The 17458-nt window shown below is 64.0% G+C and carries 24 protein-coding genes; 20 read left to right on the top strand and 4 right to left on the bottom strand.

The genetic code is table 11. The features are described from left to right. Positions 1–473 precede the first annotated feature (473 nt). Positions 474–1076 (bottom strand): NADPH-dependent F420 reductase, encoded by a 603-nt coding sequence (locus tag VHO04_RS10955; protein WP_062900449.1) that lies wholly within the window; start codon positions 1074–1076, stop codon positions 474–476. Between the two features lie 23 nt (positions 1077–1099). Beyond that, complete coding sequence (locus VHO04_RS10950) at positions 1100–1852, bottom strand: 3-oxoacyl-ACP reductase family protein (protein WP_062902942.1); 753 nt, start codon at positions 1850–1852, stop codon at positions 1100–1102. Between the two features lie 99 nt (positions 1853–1951). On the opposite strand from VHO04_RS10950, the gene VHO04_RS10945 reads away from it, so the two are divergent. From VHO04_RS10945 to VHO04_RS10870, 16 genes are all read left to right on the top strand, one after another. Further along, positions 1952–2884: a LysR family transcriptional regulator gene (locus VHO04_RS10945; RefSeq protein ID WP_062900448.1), complete on the top strand. Its 933-nt coding sequence runs from the start codon at positions 1952–1954 to the stop codon at positions 2882–2884. 308 nt (positions 2885–3192) lie between these two features. After that, positions 3193–4386, top strand: a complete 1194-nt coding sequence (locus VHO04_RS10940; RefSeq protein WP_062900447.1) for a hypothetical protein — start codon at positions 3193–3195, stop codon at positions 4384–4386. Positions 4387–4443: 57 nt separating this feature from the next. Beyond that, positions 4444–4833: a hypothetical protein gene (locus tag VHO04_RS10935; RefSeq protein ID WP_232014692.1), complete on the top strand. Its 390-nt coding sequence runs from the start codon at positions 4444–4446 to the stop codon at positions 4831–4833. 19 nt (positions 4834–4852) lie between these two features. Continuing rightward, positions 4853–5701, top strand: a complete 849-nt coding sequence (locus VHO04_RS10930; RefSeq protein ID WP_232014691.1) for a hypothetical protein — start codon at positions 4853–4855, stop codon at positions 5699–5701. Positions 5702–5763: 62 nt separating this feature from the next. Next, positions 5764–6000: a hypothetical protein gene (locus tag VHO04_RS10925; RefSeq protein WP_062900446.1), complete on the top strand. Its 237-nt coding sequence runs from the start codon at positions 5764–5766 to the stop codon at positions 5998–6000. Between the two features lie 139 nt (positions 6001–6139). Then, entirely contained in the window at positions 6140–6616 is a 477-nt protein-coding gene (locus tag VHO04_RS10920; protein ID WP_062900445.1) for a hypothetical protein, read from the top strand. Then, on the top strand, positions 6558–7190 hold the full coding sequence (locus VHO04_RS10915) for a hypothetical protein (protein WP_137868952.1): 633 nt from the start codon (positions 6558–6560) through the stop codon (positions 7188–7190). The genes VHO04_RS10920 and VHO04_RS10915 overlap by 59 nt, the downstream gene beginning before the upstream one ends. Next, positions 7187–7456, top strand: a complete 270-nt coding sequence (locus VHO04_RS10910; RefSeq protein ID WP_062900443.1) for a hypothetical protein — start codon at positions 7187–7189, stop codon at positions 7454–7456. The genes VHO04_RS10915 and VHO04_RS10910 overlap by 4 nt, the downstream gene beginning before the upstream one ends. 66 nt (positions 7457–7522) lie before the next feature. Continuing rightward, a complete protein-coding gene (locus tag VHO04_RS10905) occupies positions 7523–8167 on the top strand; it encodes a hypothetical protein (RefSeq protein ID WP_062900442.1) in 645 nt (214 codons plus the stop codon). Positions 8168–8178: 11 nt separating this feature from the next. Next, positions 8179–8640, top strand: a complete 462-nt coding sequence (locus tag VHO04_RS10900) for a hypothetical protein (protein ID WP_062900441.1) — start codon at positions 8179–8181, stop codon at positions 8638–8640. Between the two features lie 68 nt (positions 8641–8708). Next, a complete protein-coding gene (locus VHO04_RS10895; RefSeq protein ID WP_062902940.1) occupies positions 8709–9191 on the top strand; it encodes a hypothetical protein in 483 nt (160 codons plus the stop codon). A 110-nt stretch (positions 9192–9301) separates the two neighbouring features. Beyond that, positions 9302–10987, top strand: a complete 1686-nt coding sequence (locus tag VHO04_RS10890) for an ATP-binding protein (RefSeq protein WP_062900440.1) — start codon at positions 9302–9304, stop codon at positions 10985–10987. 73 nt (positions 10988–11060) lie between these two features. Continuing rightward, entirely contained in the window at positions 11061–11492 is a 432-nt protein-coding gene (locus VHO04_RS10885) for a hypothetical protein (protein WP_062900439.1), read from the top strand. A gap of 481 nt (positions 11493–11973) precedes the next feature. Beyond that, positions 11974–12849 carry a hypothetical protein gene (locus tag VHO04_RS10880; protein ID WP_232014689.1) on the top strand — a complete coding sequence of 292 codons (876 nt, stop codon included), beginning with the start codon at positions 11974–11976 and terminating at the stop codon, positions 12847–12849. A gap of 95 nt (positions 12850–12944) precedes the next feature. Continuing rightward, positions 12945–13232 (top strand): hypothetical protein, encoded by a 288-nt coding sequence (locus VHO04_RS10875; protein WP_062900438.1) that lies wholly within the window; start codon positions 12945–12947, stop codon positions 13230–13232. Positions 13233–13353: 121 nt separating this feature from the next. Further along, positions 13354–13788 (top strand): MucR family transcriptional regulator, encoded by a 435-nt coding sequence (locus VHO04_RS10870; RefSeq protein WP_062900437.1) that lies wholly within the window; start codon positions 13354–13356, stop codon positions 13786–13788. A gap of 506 nt (positions 13789–14294) precedes the next feature. On the opposite strand, the gene VHO04_RS10865 is transcribed toward VHO04_RS10870, so the two are convergent. Next, positions 14295–14513, bottom strand: coding sequence for a hypothetical protein (locus tag VHO04_RS10865; protein ID WP_232014688.1), 219 nt, complete (start codon positions 14511–14513; stop codon positions 14295–14297). A 157-nt stretch (positions 14514–14670) separates the two neighbouring features. Between VHO04_RS10865 and VHO04_RS10860 the strand changes: the two genes are divergently transcribed. The 4 genes from VHO04_RS10860 to VHO04_RS10845 all read left to right on the top strand — a co-directional run bounded on the left by VHO04_RS10860 (position 14671) and on the right by VHO04_RS10845 (position 16724). Continuing rightward, the gene (locus VHO04_RS10860) at positions 14671–15150 is read left to right on the top strand and encodes a DUF736 domain-containing protein (protein WP_062900435.1); all 480 of its coding nucleotides are present in this window, start codon (positions 14671–14673) and stop codon (positions 15148–15150) included. A gap of 69 nt (positions 15151–15219) precedes the next feature. Next, on the top strand, positions 15220–15405 hold the full coding sequence (locus tag VHO04_RS10855) for a hypothetical protein (protein WP_062900434.1): 186 nt from the start codon (positions 15220–15222) through the stop codon (positions 15403–15405). Positions 15406–15471: 66 nt separating this feature from the next. Continuing rightward, the gene (locus tag VHO04_RS10850) at positions 15472–16482 is read left to right on the top strand and encodes an SLOG family protein (RefSeq protein ID WP_062900433.1); all 1011 of its coding nucleotides are present in this window, start codon (positions 15472–15474) and stop codon (positions 16480–16482) included. 5 nt (positions 16483–16487) lie between these two features. Then, on the top strand, positions 16488–16724 hold the full coding sequence (locus tag VHO04_RS10845; protein ID WP_062900432.1) for a DUF6117 family protein: 237 nt from the start codon (positions 16488–16490) through the stop codon (positions 16722–16724). 45 nt (positions 16725–16769) lie between these two features. Here VHO04_RS10845 and VHO04_RS10840 read toward each other — a convergent pair whose 3' ends face one another. Next, complete coding sequence (locus VHO04_RS10840) at positions 16770–17216, bottom strand: SRPBCC domain-containing protein (protein ID WP_062900431.1); 447 nt, start codon at positions 17214–17216, stop codon at positions 16770–16772. Between the last annotated feature and the right edge of the window lie 242 nt (positions 17217–17458).

Below are 17458 nucleotides of genomic sequence, written 5' to 3'. Positions count from 1 at the left end.
GAAATCGGCCTTTCTTGCAATCCACAAATGTGGATTGCAAGAAATCTGGATATCCAGAAATCAGGAACCTGGGAATGGTGAGCACGCGTCGTCCTCGAATTCGGTCTCCGATTCAAATGTCGCAATAGAACAAATAAGGAACAAATGCACCAAGCAATCCGCGTGGGTGCAAATTGTGACTAAGGATGCGTTGGGTTTTCTTCCTTTCACCGGCTGTGCGGAATGGCGGGGAGGCGAATGCGCCTGCATCGGGGCCTACCTCGGGTCGCGCGCGCCAAACGGCTGCAAGTAAGGTGCATTGGGGTGGCCGCACTGCGCTCAGCATTTCTCCGCGTCCGCTTTCAAAGATTCGTGACCGAAAGCGGCCTGACCGCAAACGTTGAGAGTTTCGGACGCCGCCAGGCGTCAGAAAGTCTTCGGTGCACCGGCCAGTGGCGGCGGATTGCACTTCAATCCGCCGCCGATCGGTTTGATCAGTCGAATTTGACCAAATTCAGAGCAGGGAGCGGTCCGCCCGGGAACTGGACGAGGCGTCCGCCGGTCGCGAGCGAGCCGAGATCGATCCCGGCAAAGCCGAGCCGGTCGATCAGCGCGCCGACCTTGGCCTTGGCCGGGGCATCGTCGCCTGAGTAGAAGAGCACGCGATGGCCACCTTCACTGGCCGGATCGCGCGAGACGAGATGCGGCTGAAGGTGGTTGAATGCCTTCACCACCCGGGCGCCCGGCACCATGTCGGCGAACACTTCTGATGACGCACGCCCTCCAAGGTCGAAAGGCTTGAATAGCGGCGCTTCGATCGGGTTGTTGGTGTCGACGACGATGCGGCCGCCAAAGTCGGGCAGGTCGGCGAGCGCGGCCGGAAGCTTCGACCAGTTCACCGCGACGAAGACGATATCCTTCGCGGCGGCTTCCTCGCGCGTTCCGGCGGTGATCGCCGGACCGATGGCCGCGACGACCTCGGCGAGGCTCTCGGGGCCACGGCGGTTGGCGAGCGTCGCCGGGATATCCTTGTTCGCGAGCGCGGTGGCGATGGCGCGGCCGATGTTGCCGGCGCCGATGATGCCGATGCTGGGCATGACGATAGTCCTTTCTGGTCGGGTCAGGCGGTCAAGCCGCCGTCGGCGACGATGTCGGCGCCGGTGACGAAGGCGGCTTCGTCGCTGGCCAGGAAGGCGACGATGCTGGCGATTTCAGCCGGCTGGCCATAGCGGCCGATTGCCATGCCGGGACCGACGATCGCGGCGACGGGGCCGTCGGCGGGGTTCATGTCGGTGTCGGTCGGGCCGGGGTGGACGGTGTTGACCGTGATCCCCTTGGGCCCGAGATCGCGCGCGAGGCTGCGGTTGAAGCCGGTGATCGCGCCCTTGGTCAGCGTATAGACCGACGCGGTTGGAAAGGCGGCGTAGCGCGTCATCGACGAACCGATGTGGATGATGCGGCCGCCCACTTTCATGCGCCGCGCGGCTTCCTGTGTCGCGACGAAGACGCCGGTGACGTTGACCGCGAGCATGCGCTCATAATCCTCGAACCGGAACTCTTCGATCGGCGCGTTGACCGCGACGCCGGCATTGTTGACGAGGATATCGATGCCGCCGAAGGCTTCGACGGTCTGGATGACCGCGGCGCGAACGGCGTCGGGGTCGCCCGCATCGGCGGCAATGGCGATGGCCTTCCCGCCCGCGGCTTCGATCTCGGCGACAACGCTCGCCGCGCTGTCGGGCGACGCGCTGTAGGTGATGGCGACCGCCGCGCCGTCGGCGGCGAGGCGGCGCGCGATGGCGGCGCCGATCGAGCGCGAGCCGCCGGTGACAAGGGCGGTTTTGCCCGTGAGGTTCTGGCTAGCTTTGGTCATGGTCTGCACTCCTTGTTGTGGGGTGAGACCAAGATGGCGCAATGTTTATGGCTCGATTAGTCGGTAATGATTTGCTATATATTCAATCATTGATTGAAAATGGAAACGCTCGCCAATCTTATATCCTTTGTGCGCAGCGCCGAGCTGGGCAGCTTTTCCGAAGCGGCGCGCCGGCTGGCGCTGACCCCGGCGGCGGTGAGCCGCAACGTCACGATGCTCGAACGCAATCTGGGGGTGCGGCTCTTCCACCGGTCGACGCGCAGGTTGACGCTGACCGAGGCGGGGGAAGCCTTTCGCCTCGCGATTGCGGGAAGCCTCGACGACATCCAGGCGGCGATCGCGGGGATTGCTTCGGACAGCGGGGAACCGGCGGGGGTGCTGAAGGTCAGTATGGCGCCGACCTTTGGCGTTATGCACCTGCTGCCGATGCTGCCCGCCTTCCTCGCGCGTTATCCCCGCATCCGGCCCGAATGGCATTTCGAGAATCGGCCGGTCGACATTGTTGCCGAGGGTTATGATGCGGCGATCGGGGGCGGCTTCGACCTGTCGCCGGGAGTCGTGGCGCGGGCCCTGGCGCCCGCGCATATCGTCGCGGTCGCATCGCCCGCCTATATGGCGGGCCGCGTCGCGCCGGGCGATCCTGCCGGACTGGTCGAGTTTGAAGGCATCGTCATGCGCTCGCTCCAGTCGGGGCGCATCCGCCACTGGATGATGCGCGATGCGGTCGGGAACGAGAGCGCGGCGACATTGCGTGAGGATATCGTCGTCAACGATCCCGCCGCGATGCGCGAAGTCGCGCGGCTCGGGCTCGGTGTCGCGCTTCTCGCGATGCCCGATGTGCTGCCGGAACTCGAGAGTGGTAAGCTGGTGCGGCTGGTCCCACGCTGGTACGCCGACGCGGGTGCGATCTCGGTCTATTATGCGTCGCGCACGCTGCTTCCCGGCAAGACGCGCGCGTTCGTCGATTGGGTCGCCGATGTTTTCAAACGCGAGCGGCTGGCCGAACGGTTTGCGGGTAGCTTGGGTAGTTAACGCTCAGTCCCGGAAAGTCTGCTTCTCGATGCTGGCTAGATAAAAGCTGCACGACCGCAACCGGTCAGAATTGCTTCAAAAGCAGCCCCGTGAGCGATTGACCAGCTTGACCGTTTGGCGGTGGCAGCGGGAACGGCCACTTTACCGCCCCGGCATCGAATGACGCTCTATCCTGAATTCGGATCGATCTCGACCGTCTGGACTGATCGTCGGCTTCCCTGCTTCAGAGGTGGAAAGGGGGTGAGGGCGGAGTGCGTCCGAAGGCTGATCGGCCTTCTGCGTAACCCAGCCAATCAAGGAGAGCCACCATGGCCACGCTTGCACCCACGACCGATCATCCCGTTTCCGGCGCCTATCGTGTCGATATTTCCCGCGGCCGAAATATCGGGCGCGTATCTTCTGAATGGTTCTCGCGGCCCGACGATGAGCGCTATCTTTCGCTGACCGAGCTTTACGCGGCCGTTCGTACCCGCGCCGACCGCTCCACGGCGCGCGTCGTGGATAGCAAGGAGATTCGCGTCGAGGCGCGCAGCGACAGCCCCGAACGCCTCTCGCTCATCGTTCCCGGTGAAGAACGGCCCGTTGCCCCGACCAACTGGTCGTTCGGACAGCTTTGCAGCCTTGTCAGTGCGCCCGCATCCTATCTGCGCGAACTGCCTGCGGCGCTCGCGGGGATCAACCTCCAGCACGGGCTCGTCGCGCACCGGGCCGAGCAGGTCAAACTCTACCAGACCCACGATGGTCGGAACGAATTACGCGCTGCCACCGGTCCTGACTATGGCCGGATATTCGATCACGAACTCGTCGCCGCGGTGATGAAGATCGCCGGCGACGGCGTCGGGCAGACGCGGTGGAAGGTTCCGGGCGTGCTCGACTGGTCGAACATGTACTATAATCCCTATGTCGATGTCAGCCGCGACACGACCACGCTTTATGCCTCGGACCGCGATGTCTTTCTTTTTCTGGTCGATGACACGCACCCGATCGAGGCGGGCAAGCTTCCGAACGGCGAGCCCGATCTCTACTTCCGCGGCTTCTACACCTGGAACTCTGAGGTCGGCGCGAAGACGCTCGGCATGGCGACCTTCTATCTCCGCGCCGTCTGCATGAACCGGAACCTCTGGGGCGTGGAGAATTTCGAGGAGGTCAAGATCCGGCACTCGAAATTCGCTGCCAACCGCTTCGCGCACGAAGCCGCGCCGGCGCTCGAGCGTTTCGCGGACTCCTCGCCGATGCGCTTCGTCAGTGGCGTCAAAACCGCGCGTGAACGCATCGTCGCCCGGAAGGACGAAGATCGCGAGGACTTTCTGCGCAAGCGGGGCTTCTCGAAGGCCGAGTCCGCCAAGATTGTCGCGACGGTGCTGGGCGAGGAAGGCCGCCCGCCCGAGAGCATCTACGACTTCGTGCAGGGCATCACCGCCTTCGCCCGTACCAAGACCCACCAGGACAGCAGGCTCGATATCGAGAGCAAGGCCCGCAAGCTCCTCGAAGCCGTCCACTGACATTCTGCGCCGCCGGACGCGATCGTCCGGCGGCCAATTTTCCGAAGGAGGAAAACCATGGCCGACGCACGCCACACGCTGCTTGAGACGATGCAGGATCTCATGTCCAACTATCTCGTCGATGAATGCCCCGACCATGTGACGTGGGAAGATTTCGATCCTGATATCGACGGTCTGCGATCCACCGTCATCGACCTGCTCGACAAGTCACTGTCGCCGACCGCTCCGGCAGATATCGTCACCTATGTCGTCGACGTCGATTTCTATAGCGGCGATGACCGCTTCGCGACCGAGGTCTTCACGATCGACGCTTCGACGCCCGAAGGCGCCCAGCACCGCGCGCTCTCGCTGTCGCTCGACAGCATCTACAACGACCCGCGCATTCCCGACCTTTCTCGGACGGCCGCAGTCAAATCCACCGACGACGGCGCGGGCGATCCCGAATGATCACCGACCGGACCCAGCGGTGGCGCGAGCGCCGGTGCCGCTGGGTGCCGGGCACTGGGAGATCGACCCCGGAACCCTGTCCGTCGATATAATCGATACCCGGCGTGAGGCCGCGCCGTTCGTCAGGGAACATCATTATGCGGGGGCGATGCCGGTCGCACGGCTCTCGGTCGGCCTCTTCGCCAATGGCCGCGGCGGACGATCGGAACTCGTGGGCGTTTGCGTCTTCTCGCACCCGGTCAATAATGCAAGCGCTCCGAAAACGGCGGGCCTCGGCGATCCGCGCGCGGCGTGCGACCTTGGACGTCTCGTCATACTCGACAGTCAGGGCGCCAATTCGGAATCGTTCCTGGCGGCACGGGCGTTCCGGCTGCTCCGCCGCCAGAAACCCGAGATTCTGTCGGTCATATCCTATGCCGACCCGGTCAGGCGCGTCGATGCAGACGGACACGTGTTCCTTCCTGGCCATGTCGGCGGCCTCTACGCGGTGATGGGAAGTCGCTACACCGGCCGATCAAGCCCGCGCGTTGACCTCATCCTTCCCGATGGGCGCCCCATATCGTCGCGGGCAATATCCAAGATCCGCAATGCCGAATGCGGTCAGAGATATGCGATGGAGGATTTGATCCGAGCCGGTGCCCGCGCGCCGCGCCTCGGTGAGGACCGTGGCGAATGGCTCGCCAGCCTAGAACACACCGGCTTTTTGACACGGCGCCGCCATCCTGGCTGCCACGCCTATCTCTTTCCCTTGACGAGGGCGGTCCGGATCGCCGCGCGCAAGGTGCCGAGCCTGCCTTATCCCATCCTAGACCGGGCGGCGACCGGAGGCGACGTCACAGCGCTCCCGCTCCTCGACCTCGCTGCCTAGGCGGTCCTTTCAGTGATCGGCGGCGACGACTGCCCAAATCTACTCGTTCACGGAGAAAGCTCATGCACATCATTTTCCAGATTCAAGGTCGGATGGACGTGCCTGACGGCACCACTCCCTCACCCGGCATCGAGAACCAGTTTCGGCTTCCCTCAGGGCAAATTATCTCGGTTCACCCTGTCATCGAGCTGGCAAGCGGCCTCGATGCGGATGGCCATCGCGATCTCACCTATACGGAAGCCGCGGGGTTGGGAATTCTCCTCGACCTGTACGATCGAACAGCGACTCTCCGCACATAGAATTGAGCCCAGGCTCGATACTCCAGCACGGCCTGAAATTCCCGACAAACAGCGACCGACAGCGCAGCCATCGTGGTCGCTGCATGGAGAAGAGGGAGAGGGGCTCGGGTGATCGTCCAACTCAGGAGGTATACTACCCATGAAAATCGAACTTCGCCGCATCACCTATAATGCTGCGCTGTCGCAGGAAACCAGCGCCTACACGGCCGACGTCTATATCGATGGCGAACTGGCCTTCCATGCCCGCAACCAAGGGACGGGCGGCGCTGACTTCTTCCATAAGGTCGGCCGCTGGACCGAGATGGAAGTCAACCAATGGCTGGTCGCGAACCGGCCGCAGCAGTCCTTCGGCAAGTTCACCTACGATCATGACCTCGAGGTCGAAGTCGGCGATCTCCTTGCCCGCGAACTCGAACGCCGCCGATTGAAGCGGCTGATGCGCACCTTTGTCGTTACGATCGAGCGTGGTCAGATCTTCCAGTACCCGCTGCGTAAGCGCCCGGCCGACACGATCATCAGTGCGGTCCTGGCGACCAATCCCGATGCGATCATCGTCAATGGCGCGCGCGACGACCTGCTCCGCCAGGCCCTGGACATCCACCTATCGCAGAAATGAGCGACCAGCACGAACGCCAAGGAATCCGAACATGGCCAACAACTATGTCGAGACGGCCTTCAATGTGCCCGTCACGCCCGAAGAAGCATCGCTGCTCGAGGAATGCTTTCTTGTCGCCGAGAAACTGTCCGGCGATTTCGAGGGAACACCGAGCGGGGAGATGGCGGCGCTCGCGTCGCTCTACGCCGCCTGCAGCGATGCCTTCAGCAAATTCTTCCCCAAGCAAGATCACGAAGAAGATCCGTTCGCATCCTTCCTCGAACTCTGGCCCTATCCTGATATTCCCTCATTCGATGCGGACATCACGATCGACGACAATCGCGACGATACGGGCCGCGTCGCGTTCATTCGCGGACATGAAGCCGATGTTGAGGCGCTCGCATCGCTGATCCAAAAGGTCTGCAAAAGCGCGCTTCCCTTCGGTTTCGAGTGGGCGTCTACCTGCGACAAGTTCAGGCCGGGCCAGCATGGCGGCGGATATTTCGTCATCACCGGCACGGAGATTCTCGGCACCTCGACCCGCGAGATGATGGACGAAACGCTGCGATCGGTCCGCCCGGGATTGAGGACGTGACCGGCATCACCAGCGCGAGCGTGACGCTCTATGTCGATGTGTGGGACGAGCAAATCATGCGGCAATCGGCCTTTGCCGCCTATGCGCAGACGAGCGGAACCGCCGATCAGTCCGATTTTGAACTGATGTGCGGGACACAGGGCCAGCCCGATATCTGCGCATGCCTCAAGATGATCTTCGATCCCGGCCCGAGCCCGCTGGGCGTCCAGATCGAGGATTGCTGTGCCGAGCTAATCGATAATTGCGAACCGCAACTGGCCGACTGAAGCCGGAGGAGAGGGGGATGGGCAGGGGCGGGCGCGATGGGGCGCCCGAAGGCAGGAGCCTATCCCATGGCTTACGATATCGCGTTCCGATTTCAGCAAGCGCTCGATCCCTCGGGGCTGTCGACGCTTCCCGCCTGTCTCCACGCGCTGACCGCCGCGATCACGGATTGCCGGAACGCGGGCAAGTCCGACGATCTCGATCCCGCCGTGATTTTGCTGGCACGCCATCTCGGCGCCATCGCGAGAGACTTGGGCGAGGGTGACAGTCTGCTTCGCCGCGCCTGCATGGACCGGATTGCCGACATGCGAGGCAAATCCGCCCTCGCGGTGCTCGCGCAAAAGGGCGTCAGCTATGACGAGCAGGCCAAGAAGCTCTTCCATAGCGATGGCCGGAAGGCGCTGAAGCGCCTCGCCGACGCGCTTTGCCTCGCCGACGGAAGCTACGACCTGCGCTCGAACAAGGGCGGCATCGCGGTCAGCGGCGAGATCGTCCTTCATGGCGAAGGCATCTATGTCCAGCTCGGCCTCGGCATCGGGTCCGGCCGCGAGGTGATGTTTCGCCGTGTCGCAGGTCGACGAGACTATTGCGGCGACCGCAATCATTGGGCCGCCATTGGCGAACTGCTCGAGCCCGATCGCCTGGCGGCGCGCATCCGCCGCGACCTCCATCTCCCCAACCCCGGATCGCCGCCCCTGCGGCTCGTTGCCTGAGGAGCAAATCGATGGAAATCATTGTCTCCCGTTCCCGCCTCGCGGGGACGCCGCCCCATTATATCTACCGCGTCCTGGTCCCCGCCGACGGCGTCGCGGCAGAACGACGCATGATCGGCGGTGCGTCCGCTGCGCCCAAGATTGCGGGGCGGATCGCATGTGTTCGCATGGCGCCCATCGTAGCGCCCGAGCGCTATTTGATGATGAGCCCCGTCGAACGTGCGGCCCTCGCGCCGCGCATCGGGGCGCTCAGCCGCAGGATCGAATTGCTGATCATCCGCTCGATCTTCCCCGAGATGACAGCGGACTCGGTGCCGATCGTATTCGAGCTCGACCATGACCCAGGCGATGCGTGCGTCTGGATCCAAATCGCGGACCTCACGGCCGCGTTCGATCGCCTTGAGGCCAACCTCGACATTCTCACGGCCTTCGACCTCGGTCTGCGTCAGGGCGACAATTTACGCGCCGCCTGATGTCGGTCGGCCGAGTCCACGAAACCTGCAACCTCGTCCTGAAGCCACCCAAAAAGAAAGGGTCTGAAATGAGCGTTATCGGACATAATCACATACGAAAGGTCGAAACGTTCGACGGCTACGATATCATCGCCCACCCACTGCCGGCGCGCGATGATCGCGTCTACTATCCGACGGAACCCGACGGCTGCAGCGCCGGCGTCACCTATGCCTCGCACAATGTGATGATCGCAAGGCCGACCGGCATCGGCAAGAAGGGCCGCCTCGCCATATTGATGCACCATGGCGGCGGCCGCCATGTTCTCGAATTCTACGAGGGGCTTCTGCCGGTCGCTTCGGCCCTGCTCGCTCTTCCCGAGCGCGAGCAATATGCGCTTGCCTACACGATCTTCGAGCAAGCCGACGAATGCGCGATGGGCATGCGCGCCGCCGAGGCGCGGCGCTGGGCCGAGGCCCATGTCGATGGCCGCATCCGCAAGCGCCGCCGCGGTCGCTCACAACAGGTCTATGTCGAAACCGAGGCTGAGCGAGCCATTCGCCGAAGCCGATAAGCGGGGCCCCTGATGACGGGCCCATGCGCCCGCTTCCCCTGGGCTAGGAGGAAAGGGGGAGCGGGGCGGTGCGGCAGCAATGATGTTGCCCGGCAACCGGAGATCCTGTCATGACGCTTCCCCGCGAGATTCGGCCATCGGTCGGCGATGAACTCATCACGAAGGTATCGCGCCTGTTCAATGGGACGATCACCGACGTTCTCAACGAGCTGTTCCAGAATGCCCGCCGCGCGGGCGCCGGACGGATCGACGTTCATCTGGGCGACCACGAGGGCAGCTCGAGCCTTCACATCGCCGACGATGGCCGCGGTATCGACGACCCTGCTTCCTTCGTCACGCTTGGGCGCTCTGGCTGGAGCGACGAGATCGCGCAGCGCGAGGACCCGGCCGGCATGGGTGTGTTCAGCCTGGCCGGCAGGACCGTGACCGTGCGGTCCTTCTCGCGGGTCGCAGACGAGGGCTGGACAATGACCATCCCCGCGGACGGCTGGGAAGGAGCGCAGCCCCTGGCTGTCGAAAACTGTCGCATCCGGGCGGGCACAGAGATCATCATCGCCATGCCCAAGGAATGGCTCTGCAATCTTCGGGGCCAGATCGAGGCCGCTGCCAAGCATTTCCCCCTGCCTGTTCACTTCCACGGCGCACTGCTGCCGCGTGAGGATTTCCTCGAAGGGGCCCATCGGGTCGAGGAATGGAACGGTTGCCGGATCGGCATCTTCCGCGCGAATTATGATCTCGCGACTGAACCGCGGATCAACTTTCACGGGGTCAAGGTCGCCTGCCGCTTGCCGTCGGTCAAAGAGGTCGATGGTTCGTATCCCTGGACGGCCCGGATCGACATCGTCGACGCGCCATCGTTGCAGCTCGTGCTCCCTGCGCGCAAGGAAATGGTCGATAATGCCGCGCTCGCTTCGCTGCGGGTAGCCGTTCAGGCCACCATTTATCGAACCATTGCAACCGAGAGCAGCCACCGACTTTCATTCCAGAACTGGCAGCGCGCAGCCGATCTCGGCATCGAACTTCCCGAAGCCAGTGCCTGGCTCTCCGAATGGTGCCCACGCACGGCGGACGATCGTGGCGGCGCCGAGGGCGCCCGCATCGAGGCCGTCCCGATGATCCTGATTCCCGATCATGACGCCGATATCGAGCAATGCGCGGCATCGCTGCTGACCGAAGAGAGGCTCGGCTTTCGTGCCGTCCGCGCCGAGGACGCGTTCGCGGGCTACAAATGGTATGATGACCTTCCCCGCGTCACGGGCCTGTCCTTTGCGACCGAGATTGACGGGCGTCAGATTCACTACGCCGACGGCGATGTGATTTGCTCGGACACATTGTCTGGCCGCGTTCCTATGATCACGCTCGAAGTTCCAGTCGTCCGCTGCGCCGCGTCCGACGAGCCGATCGCGACGTTGAACTTTCCCGTCGACATGCTGGTCTGTGCGAATGGCGGAAGCGGTCTTGATGAAACCCATGTCTTCGTTCGCGAAGGAGCCACTATCGCGCCGGCGGCGCTTGCGCAGATGATCGAGGATTGCTGCTTTGCCTACGACGAGGATTGTAGCAGCGATAGTTGGCACACCCAGCACCGCGATTTTGAACGCGATGCCCGCAAATTTGCAAATGAACTGCTTCTTGGAGCCGATGAAGCGCTCGCCGAGAACATCCGCGCCGTTTTCGCCGAAGAAGTTCAATGGATGATCCCGATCGGGCGGCGGCTCACGCTCGAGGCCTATCACGGCAATGTGCGGGTCGCGTTGGCGGCCAATGACGCCGACCCTGAAACCACTGTGGCATGACGATGCCGGAATCTTGAACCGAGCGGGCGATCCGTGGTCACCTGACCGGCCCAATTCCCGAGGAGTCACTCCCATGGCGGAAGACGAATTCGACGATCTCGTCGACAACGCGACCCATGCGGTCAACAATTTGATCCCATCCTCGCTACTCGCCGGAATGGATGCCGAGGGGAGATCGCATCTCCTGAACCTGATCAACGATGCTCTTGCGCCCATCTTGCGCGACCTCGGCCCTCCCGAGAGTGGCGACGCGGGCTCCGCGAGGACGCGCCTTTCGACGATGGCCGCGTTCCTTTCCGAACTGATCGAGACGCATATCGACAAATGCGAGAACGCCGGGGGCGGTCCGGACGAGCGCCCGCCGCACATCGTCTCCGAGGCATTTGGCACGCAGGCTTATATCGCAAGCATCGCGACCAGCTCCAGGATCGATGCCGCGCATATTCATGTCGTGTTCGAAGACGGTGATGCCTTCCGGCTCACGATCAAACGCGTCGGCACCTGAAGGCGGGCCTCTCCTCATCCACTTCGACTGGACTTTGTCATGGCGAACGCTGAACCATCGATCCGATTGTCGCCGCGGCGCGCGGAACTCGCCTCCTTCGAGCGTTGCTATGCCGTTGCCGTCAGGCGGTGCGCCGCCAGCGGTCGCGCCCAGTTCATCGTGAACACTGGAGAGACGCTGCGGCCTTTCAGGGTCTCATCGCGACCGCCCGGCAATGGCGAAAGGTTGACGACCCTCGTCGCCTGACCGGCCAATACGGAGGAGGGAAGGGAGAAGCATCGGCGAGGATCGTTGGAAGGGTATTCGCCGATGACATCTTCACGCCCGCAACATTCGCACCGCTTCTTTCGGCGATCGCTCGGCTGCCGGTGCCGTTGATATGGCTACCGCGCTCGCCCGCCTCTCGTCTGATGTCCGGCCACACCCGGGTCTTCCGGACGATCCTGCGCTGCCACGTCCGCCGGTCATCGCCGCATGGGGCATGGGACTCGATAGCACGGCGATGATCATCGAATGGATCGCGCGCGGCCGACCCCTGGACCTCGTGCTGACGGCCGACACCGGCAGCGAGCGTCCGGAAACCTATGACTATCTCCCGATATTTCAGCGCTGGATGGATGCCCGCGGCATAGCGCACGAGATCGTCCGCTATGCCCCGAAGCGCTTCAAGCATTGGCCGCCCTATTTCTCCCTGCTCGAAAACTGCCTCACCAACGCGACCCTGCCCTCGATCAGCTTCGGGCGTCACAGTTGCAGTCAGAAATGGAAGATCCAGCCACAGGATAAATGGGTCGAGAGCTGGGATCCCGCGAAGCAGGCGTGGGCACGCGGCGGCAAGGTGATCAAGCTCATTGGCTACGATGCATCGCCGGCGGACAGCCGCCGGTATGCGCACCGCGAGGGGCATGTCGACCCGCGCTATGACTATTGTTACCCCTTACGCGACTGGGGTTGGGACCGGCATCGATGCGCGGCTCGCATCAAGGCCGAAGGCCTTCCCGTTCCCGTCAAGTCGAGCTGCTTCTTCTGCGCCGCGATGAAGCCGCACGAGGTTCAGACCTTGCCCGCTTGGTGTCTGCGCCTGATCGTCCTGATGGAAGCGCGCGCGGCCCCCCGCCTGATCAATGTCGAAGGCCTGTGGCGGCGGTCCACCCGTGCGCGGCCCGGTACGATGACCGAGTTCATCCGGGACCGCGGCCTGTTGCCGCCCCGCGAGATTGCCGCGATCGTGAACGGCGCACCCGTCGCCCTCGTCGAATTCCAGGCAGTCGCGGCGCAGATCCCGATCGAAGAGCGACCGCCGCTCCGCGAATGGATCGACCGGTTCAACGCCGGTGTCACGCGGCTCGCGGCGTGACCATCGAGCACCGCGGATCCGAATTCGCGGATCGAACAGCAGGAATCGGTTCGTTGAATTGCCCTCGACCAGAGCCTCCCTTCAAGGAATACGCCATGGAAACCGGACAATATCTTGTGCTCAGCACCGCCCATATTCGCTGCGCGACCGGGCAGCTGCTCACCGCTTGGGCAGACTATCCGCCGCACAGGCGGCCGCTGTGCGTCGCGCCAACGCAATATGGCTGGTTCCTCCATACGATGACGCTACCGCCCGAAGCGCAGCGCTGTCTCCCCAAGGAACTGCCCGCGATCCTGGCGCTCGGCCGCGACAACGGCTGTGATTATGTGCTGCTCGACAGCGACGGACCGACCGAGGACTTGCTACCGACGTTCCCTTGGTAGGTCCCTGTAAGTGTCTGGATGAGATAGTTCGGTGTCGGACTGCCGATTACTTGCCCTTTGTTCCCGGTGGAATGCCTGCTATTGGTAAAGTTAGATAGCTTGGCATTCGAAGGGTGAACGCATGGACGATTCCGAAACGCTCGTAACGCTGACCGCCGATATCGTGGCTGCTCATGTCAGCAACAACAGCGTCGCGATATCCGACATTCCCCTCGTCATTCGGTCCGTCCATGAAGCCCTCGCCGGTCTTGGCGTGACCGAGCCCCCCGAAGTCAAACAGGAGCCCGCCGTCTCGATCCGCGCCTCCGTGAAGCCCGATTACATCGTGTGCCTTGAAGACGGCAAGAAGCTCAAGATGCTCCGCCGCCACCTGATGACGGCCTATAACATGACCCCCGACGAGTATCGCGCGAAGTGGGACCTTCCCAAGGACTATCCGATGGTCGCGCCCAATTATGCCGAGACCCGCCGCACTCTCGCCAAGGCCATTGGCCTCGGAACCAAGGGTCGGGGCGGCGGCGGCAAGGCCCCGCGTGGCCGCGCCAAGGCAAAATAGCCCGGTCTTATCCTCCGGAAGGTCCCGCCCTTAGATCGTCCGCGCTTTGGGCACGCCTCAATGAAATTGGTCTTGACGTTGGCCGCCGCTCTGTGGGCGGTCCGGCGACCTTCACGCGCAACACCGCGACCGCGCCGTCACCGGACCGCGAGCTACCGCTCGCTCTGACCCCTCGCATCGCGGAATGACACTACCGGCGGCGTTAGCGGCCGCCGCCTCTCTTATCTTGAGACTGCCGTCCGACCGATCGCAGGCGCGCCGCATTGGCAGCGCGCCTGCGGCGCGTTCGAGACTCTGTCCCCTGGAATAGCCTGGCACCGGACTGTTGTGCTTGATCCGCAGATGGTTGGATGTCGCTGCGGGGCGGCTGTCCGCTGCCGCGGGCACCGCCGCTCTATCTCCGCGGCGCTGCGCGCCGCTCCGACCGAGCTCCGGCTGCGCCGGATCTCGGCCCTGAAGGGTAACGATTGGCTGCCGAAAGGGAAATGCGCGGGGGCCGGGTGGAGCTAGGCCGGTCGGCCGCGCCGACGGGATGGCGGGGGACTGACCTCGCACGCATCGGCCGAGACTTCGAGATCGATCGCGAGCTGGCGCAGCGCCCGCGCGGCCCCGAGCCGCTGGAGCCCGTCACCATGCGCCGCGGAACTGCCGCGATCCGCGCGCGACCGCGCGAGCCGCGCAACCGTCCTCATCGTCTCGGCATCCATGCGACCTGCATAGCGCATCCGCGCGCCTGAAGCGAGCGGGTGCGTGAGGGCGCGAGGGCGGGTGCGACCGCAGGCCGCGGCGCCGGACGGCGGCGGCGGGACAGAGAGGAGAGGGGGACCTTGGCGGGTGTCGCTTCGGGATTGGCCGGAGCGATGAACGTCAAAGGAAAGTCCCATGAATATTGGTGAATTCAGCAATCGGAACGGCCGTCTGATGGGGTCGATCGCGACCCGCACCATCGATCTGCCGCGTCTCGGCCTTCGTCCGGTCGAGAGCGATCACGAGCGGGCCCCGGCCTATGAGATCGTCGCGCTCAACGTCGGCAATCGCTGGGTCCAACTCGGCGCTCTCTGGGAAGCCGTCGCCAAAAATACCACCGGCGAAGTCTTCCTTCAGGGCTCGATCGACGACCCGAGCCTCCCGGAACCGCTCCCGATCGCGCTCTTCGGGTCCGAGCAGGATGGCTACCGCGTCGCGTGGCGGCGCCCGCAGCGCCGCGACGACTTCGGTCCCGCGATCCGCTCGTCGCGCCGCGACTATGGCGACGGTGAGCAGGGCGGCGGGTTCGGCGAGAGCACCGCAGGCACCGACGGCGCGCTGATGGATAATGGCGCGGGCGCCGGCGCCGACGTCGATGATGAGGTCCCGTTCTGACGGTCAGGCTTGACGGGCCGGGGGCTTCGGTTCCCGGCCCATTTTTCTCATCCAGCTTGGGAGGCCGTCATGGCCCAGATTCGTCTCATCGAATGCGGCGCCGTCATCGCCGCTGTCTTCGACATCGTCGCCGGAACCGCGCTCGAACCGCTCGCGCCCGTCCTCGCATGGGAGGTCGTCAACGGGCTGCGCCCGCTGGACGGCATCGCTGCCAGCCCGGCGCCGCGGAAGCCTGCGGGCGCAACGCTCCACTGATCCTCGTGCGGCCGGGCGGCGCAGCCGCTCCGGCCGATTTTCATTTTTGCTGACTGGAGGCCCATCATGACCAACGCCAACCCCGCGTCCGTCGACCGCTTCGCCGACCTGAAACAGCTATACGCCGAGGCCATCGCCACGCCTGAATTTCAGGCCGCCTTCGGCGACCCAATCCCGCTCTCGATCGTCTCCGCCGGGGACGAGCCGAGCGATCTCGACATGCCCGAGCCTTTCGCCGCGCAGGCCGAATGCGGCGGCGTGATCGCCGCGATCTTCGACCTCTTCACCGACACGCGCCTCGAAGCGTTCGCTCCGGACATCGCATGGGGCTTCGTCAATTCATTCCATTTCACGGCCGGAAAGCTTGCGCGCCGCGAAGATTCAATTGCGCAGGAACTCGGTGATCTCGCGCGCACGCCGGACCTCAGCGAAGTCTATGCGACGAGCCTGGAGGAGAAGCAGCTCCTCTGCCGCTCGCTCGCGGAACAGCGCGACGCCATCGAATGCATGCGCGATTATGCCGCCGAAATGTATCGCGCGCTCACCGGCTGGCCATGGTCGCCGGCGAAGGGAACCCGGGCGTCGTCCGTCTCGATGGCGAGCCAGATCGCGGCGCAAGATTTTCTGCGCGAGCGGGCGCTCGCCGCGCGCGAACGGACCCTCCCGCAAGGCCCGATCGTCGTCTTCTCGGGTCCCGCCGTCTGGGCCGACTGGGAACCGCTGTGGGCGCGGCTCGACCAGATCAAGGCCCGCGTGCCGCATATGACGCTAGTGACGACCGGCCAGCGCAAGGGCGCCGACGCGATCGCCGCCGCATGGGCGGCGCGTCCCGAGAACAGCGTGCCACTCGTTGCCTATGGCCTTTATGGCTCGGGGCGGAAAACCGCCTTCAACCGCAACCGCAAGCTCGCCGAGCTGAAGCCAGTCGAGGCTTTGCTCTGCGAGGGGTCGGGGCTTCAGGCCAATCTTTACCAGCTCCTCCGCAAGGCCGGGGTGCCGATTCATGCCTTCAAGAAGCCGGATGACGTTTCGCGCCCGGCGGCACAGCGGGGCCCCGGCCTCCGCCTGACGGCGTGACGGCGATGGCGATTCCTGAGGCTTATCGGCGGAACTTCGCGACGCTCCGCCGTGCGGCGGAAAAAGGCGACCTCGCCCTGATGGAATGTACCGATGCGGCGTCGGGCGAGCCCCGTTATGTCATCTGCGCGGTGGGGCGCGAGGGTTCGAGCTATGTCATGACGCCGTTCGGACATTTGCATGACGGCAATCCGTTCGAGGCCTATATGCCGCCGACCGGAGAAGCCTTCGAACGACGTTAAGAAAATGAGCGGTCGCCTTTCTTGCGAGGCGGCCGCCTTCCTCGTTCATTCGGTCAGCAGCGCCAGCCGCCGTAGCGCTGCGGCAAGTGTCGCGCGATGGGCGGTGACCTCCAGCGCCGGGGGCATGCCGGTCGCGTGGAGCGAGACTTTGGAGCCGACTTTCGCTGGCTCGATCGTGAGGGTCAACGTCATCATGCCGGAATAAGCCGCGTCGGCGTTCGTGTAGCGAATCGCTTCGACCACACGCTCGTCGGGTAGGAACTCGGTGAATGTGCCGGTGATGATTTCGATTGCGGCTTCAGGCCCGTCGATCTCCGCCCGATCGGAATAGAGGAGATTTAGGCAGAAACGCCCACCGGGCTGCGGTTCAAGCACCGAATAGGTGCCCGTCGCGCCATCGGGCACCCGCCAACTCTTCATCTTCTCGGCGTCAAAATAGGTACGGAACAACTGCCGCGGCGTGGCGAGGATCATCCGCGATGCGCTGTCCACCCGTTCGGTCTGCTCACACGCGTCCAACTATCTTCATCCTCTCTCGCTTCCCCTTCGAAGGGCTGACCAGCACCGTTGCGGCGCACCTCCCGGTCTGGCGGAGACCTTCCGCAAATAATCGCGTTTGATGCAACCATTTGCGAATCGGGGGCATCGAGCCCCCGCTTCGCAAGCCTCTTCTTCTCTCTCAACTCTTTTTAGTGTGGCACGGGGGCAGCGCCGGCCTCAAGGACGACGGGGCC

Origin of the sequence: Sphingopyxis sp. (genome assembly GCF_036261875.1) — a bacterium.
GTDB lineage: Bacteria > Pseudomonadota > Alphaproteobacteria > Sphingomonadales > Sphingomonadaceae > Sphingopyxis.
This window is presented reverse-complemented; position numbering and strand designations above follow the sequence as displayed.

What these genes read in the sequence shown, in the direction of transcription:
- VHO04_RS10900 (WP_062900441.1), top strand. Translation starts at nt 8,179, where the DNA reads ATGGAAATCATTGTCTCCCGTTCCCGCCTCGCGGGGACGCCGCCCCAT.
- VHO04_RS10850 (WP_062900433.1), top strand. Translation starts at nt 15,472, where the DNA reads ATGACCAACGCCAACCCCGCGTCCGTCGACCGCTTCGCCGACCTGAAA.
- VHO04_RS10915 (WP_137868952.1), top strand. Translation starts at nt 6,558, where the DNA reads ATGGCGCGCGCGACGACCTGCTCCGCCAGGCCCTGGACATCCACCTAT.
- VHO04_RS10935 (WP_232014692.1), top strand. Translation starts at nt 4,444, where the DNA reads ATGGCCGACGCACGCCACACGCTGCTTGAGACGATGCAGGATCTCATG.
- VHO04_RS10920 (WP_062900445.1), top strand. Translation starts at nt 6,140, where the DNA reads ATGAAAATCGAACTTCGCCGCATCACCTATAATGCTGCGCTGTCGCAG.
- VHO04_RS10860 (WP_062900435.1), top strand. Translation starts at nt 14,671, where the DNA reads ATGAATATTGGTGAATTCAGCAATCGGAACGGCCGTCTGATGGGGTCG.
- VHO04_RS10945 (WP_062900448.1), top strand. Translation starts at nt 1,952, where the DNA reads ATGGAAACGCTCGCCAATCTTATATCCTTTGTGCGCAGCGCCGAGCTG.
- VHO04_RS10880 (WP_232014689.1), top strand. Translation starts at nt 11,974, where the DNA reads ATGGGACTCGATAGCACGGCGATGATCATCGAATGGATCGCGCGCGGC.
- VHO04_RS10955 (WP_062900449.1), bottom strand. Translation starts at nt 1,076, where the DNA reads ATGCCCAGCATCGGCATCATCGGCGCCGGCAACATCGGCCGCGCCATC.
- VHO04_RS10845 (WP_062900432.1), top strand. Translation starts at nt 16,488, where the DNA reads ATGGCGATTCCTGAGGCTTATCGGCGGAACTTCGCGACGCTCCGCCGT.
- VHO04_RS10950 (WP_062902942.1), bottom strand. Translation starts at nt 1,852, where the DNA reads ATGACCAAAGCTAGCCAGAACCTCACGGGCAAAACCGCCCTTGTCACC.
- VHO04_RS10855 (WP_062900434.1), top strand. Translation starts at nt 15,220, where the DNA reads ATGGCCCAGATTCGTCTCATCGAATGCGGCGCCGTCATCGCCGCTGTC.
- VHO04_RS10905 (WP_062900442.1), top strand. Translation starts at nt 7,523, where the DNA reads ATGGCTTACGATATCGCGTTCCGATTTCAGCAAGCGCTCGATCCCTCG.
- VHO04_RS10895 (WP_062902940.1), top strand. Translation starts at nt 8,709, where the DNA reads ATGAGCGTTATCGGACATAATCACATACGAAAGGTCGAAACGTTCGAC.
- VHO04_RS10890 (WP_062900440.1), top strand. Translation starts at nt 9,302, where the DNA reads ATGACGCTTCCCCGCGAGATTCGGCCATCGGTCGGCGATGAACTCATC.
- VHO04_RS10885 (WP_062900439.1), top strand. Translation starts at nt 11,061, where the DNA reads ATGGCGGAAGACGAATTCGACGATCTCGTCGACAACGCGACCCATGCG.
- VHO04_RS10865 (WP_232014688.1), bottom strand. Translation starts at nt 14,513, where the DNA reads ATGCGCTATGCAGGTCGCATGGATGCCGAGACGATGAGGACGGTTGCG.
- VHO04_RS10925 (WP_062900446.1), top strand. Translation starts at nt 5,764, where the DNA reads ATGCACATCATTTTCCAGATTCAAGGTCGGATGGACGTGCCTGACGGC.
- VHO04_RS10940 (WP_062900447.1), top strand. Translation starts at nt 3,193, where the DNA reads ATGGCCACGCTTGCACCCACGACCGATCATCCCGTTTCCGGCGCCTAT.
- VHO04_RS10870 (WP_062900437.1), top strand. Translation starts at nt 13,354, where the DNA reads ATGGACGATTCCGAAACGCTCGTAACGCTGACCGCCGATATCGTGGCT.
- VHO04_RS10875 (WP_062900438.1), top strand. Translation starts at nt 12,945, where the DNA reads ATGGAAACCGGACAATATCTTGTGCTCAGCACCGCCCATATTCGCTGC.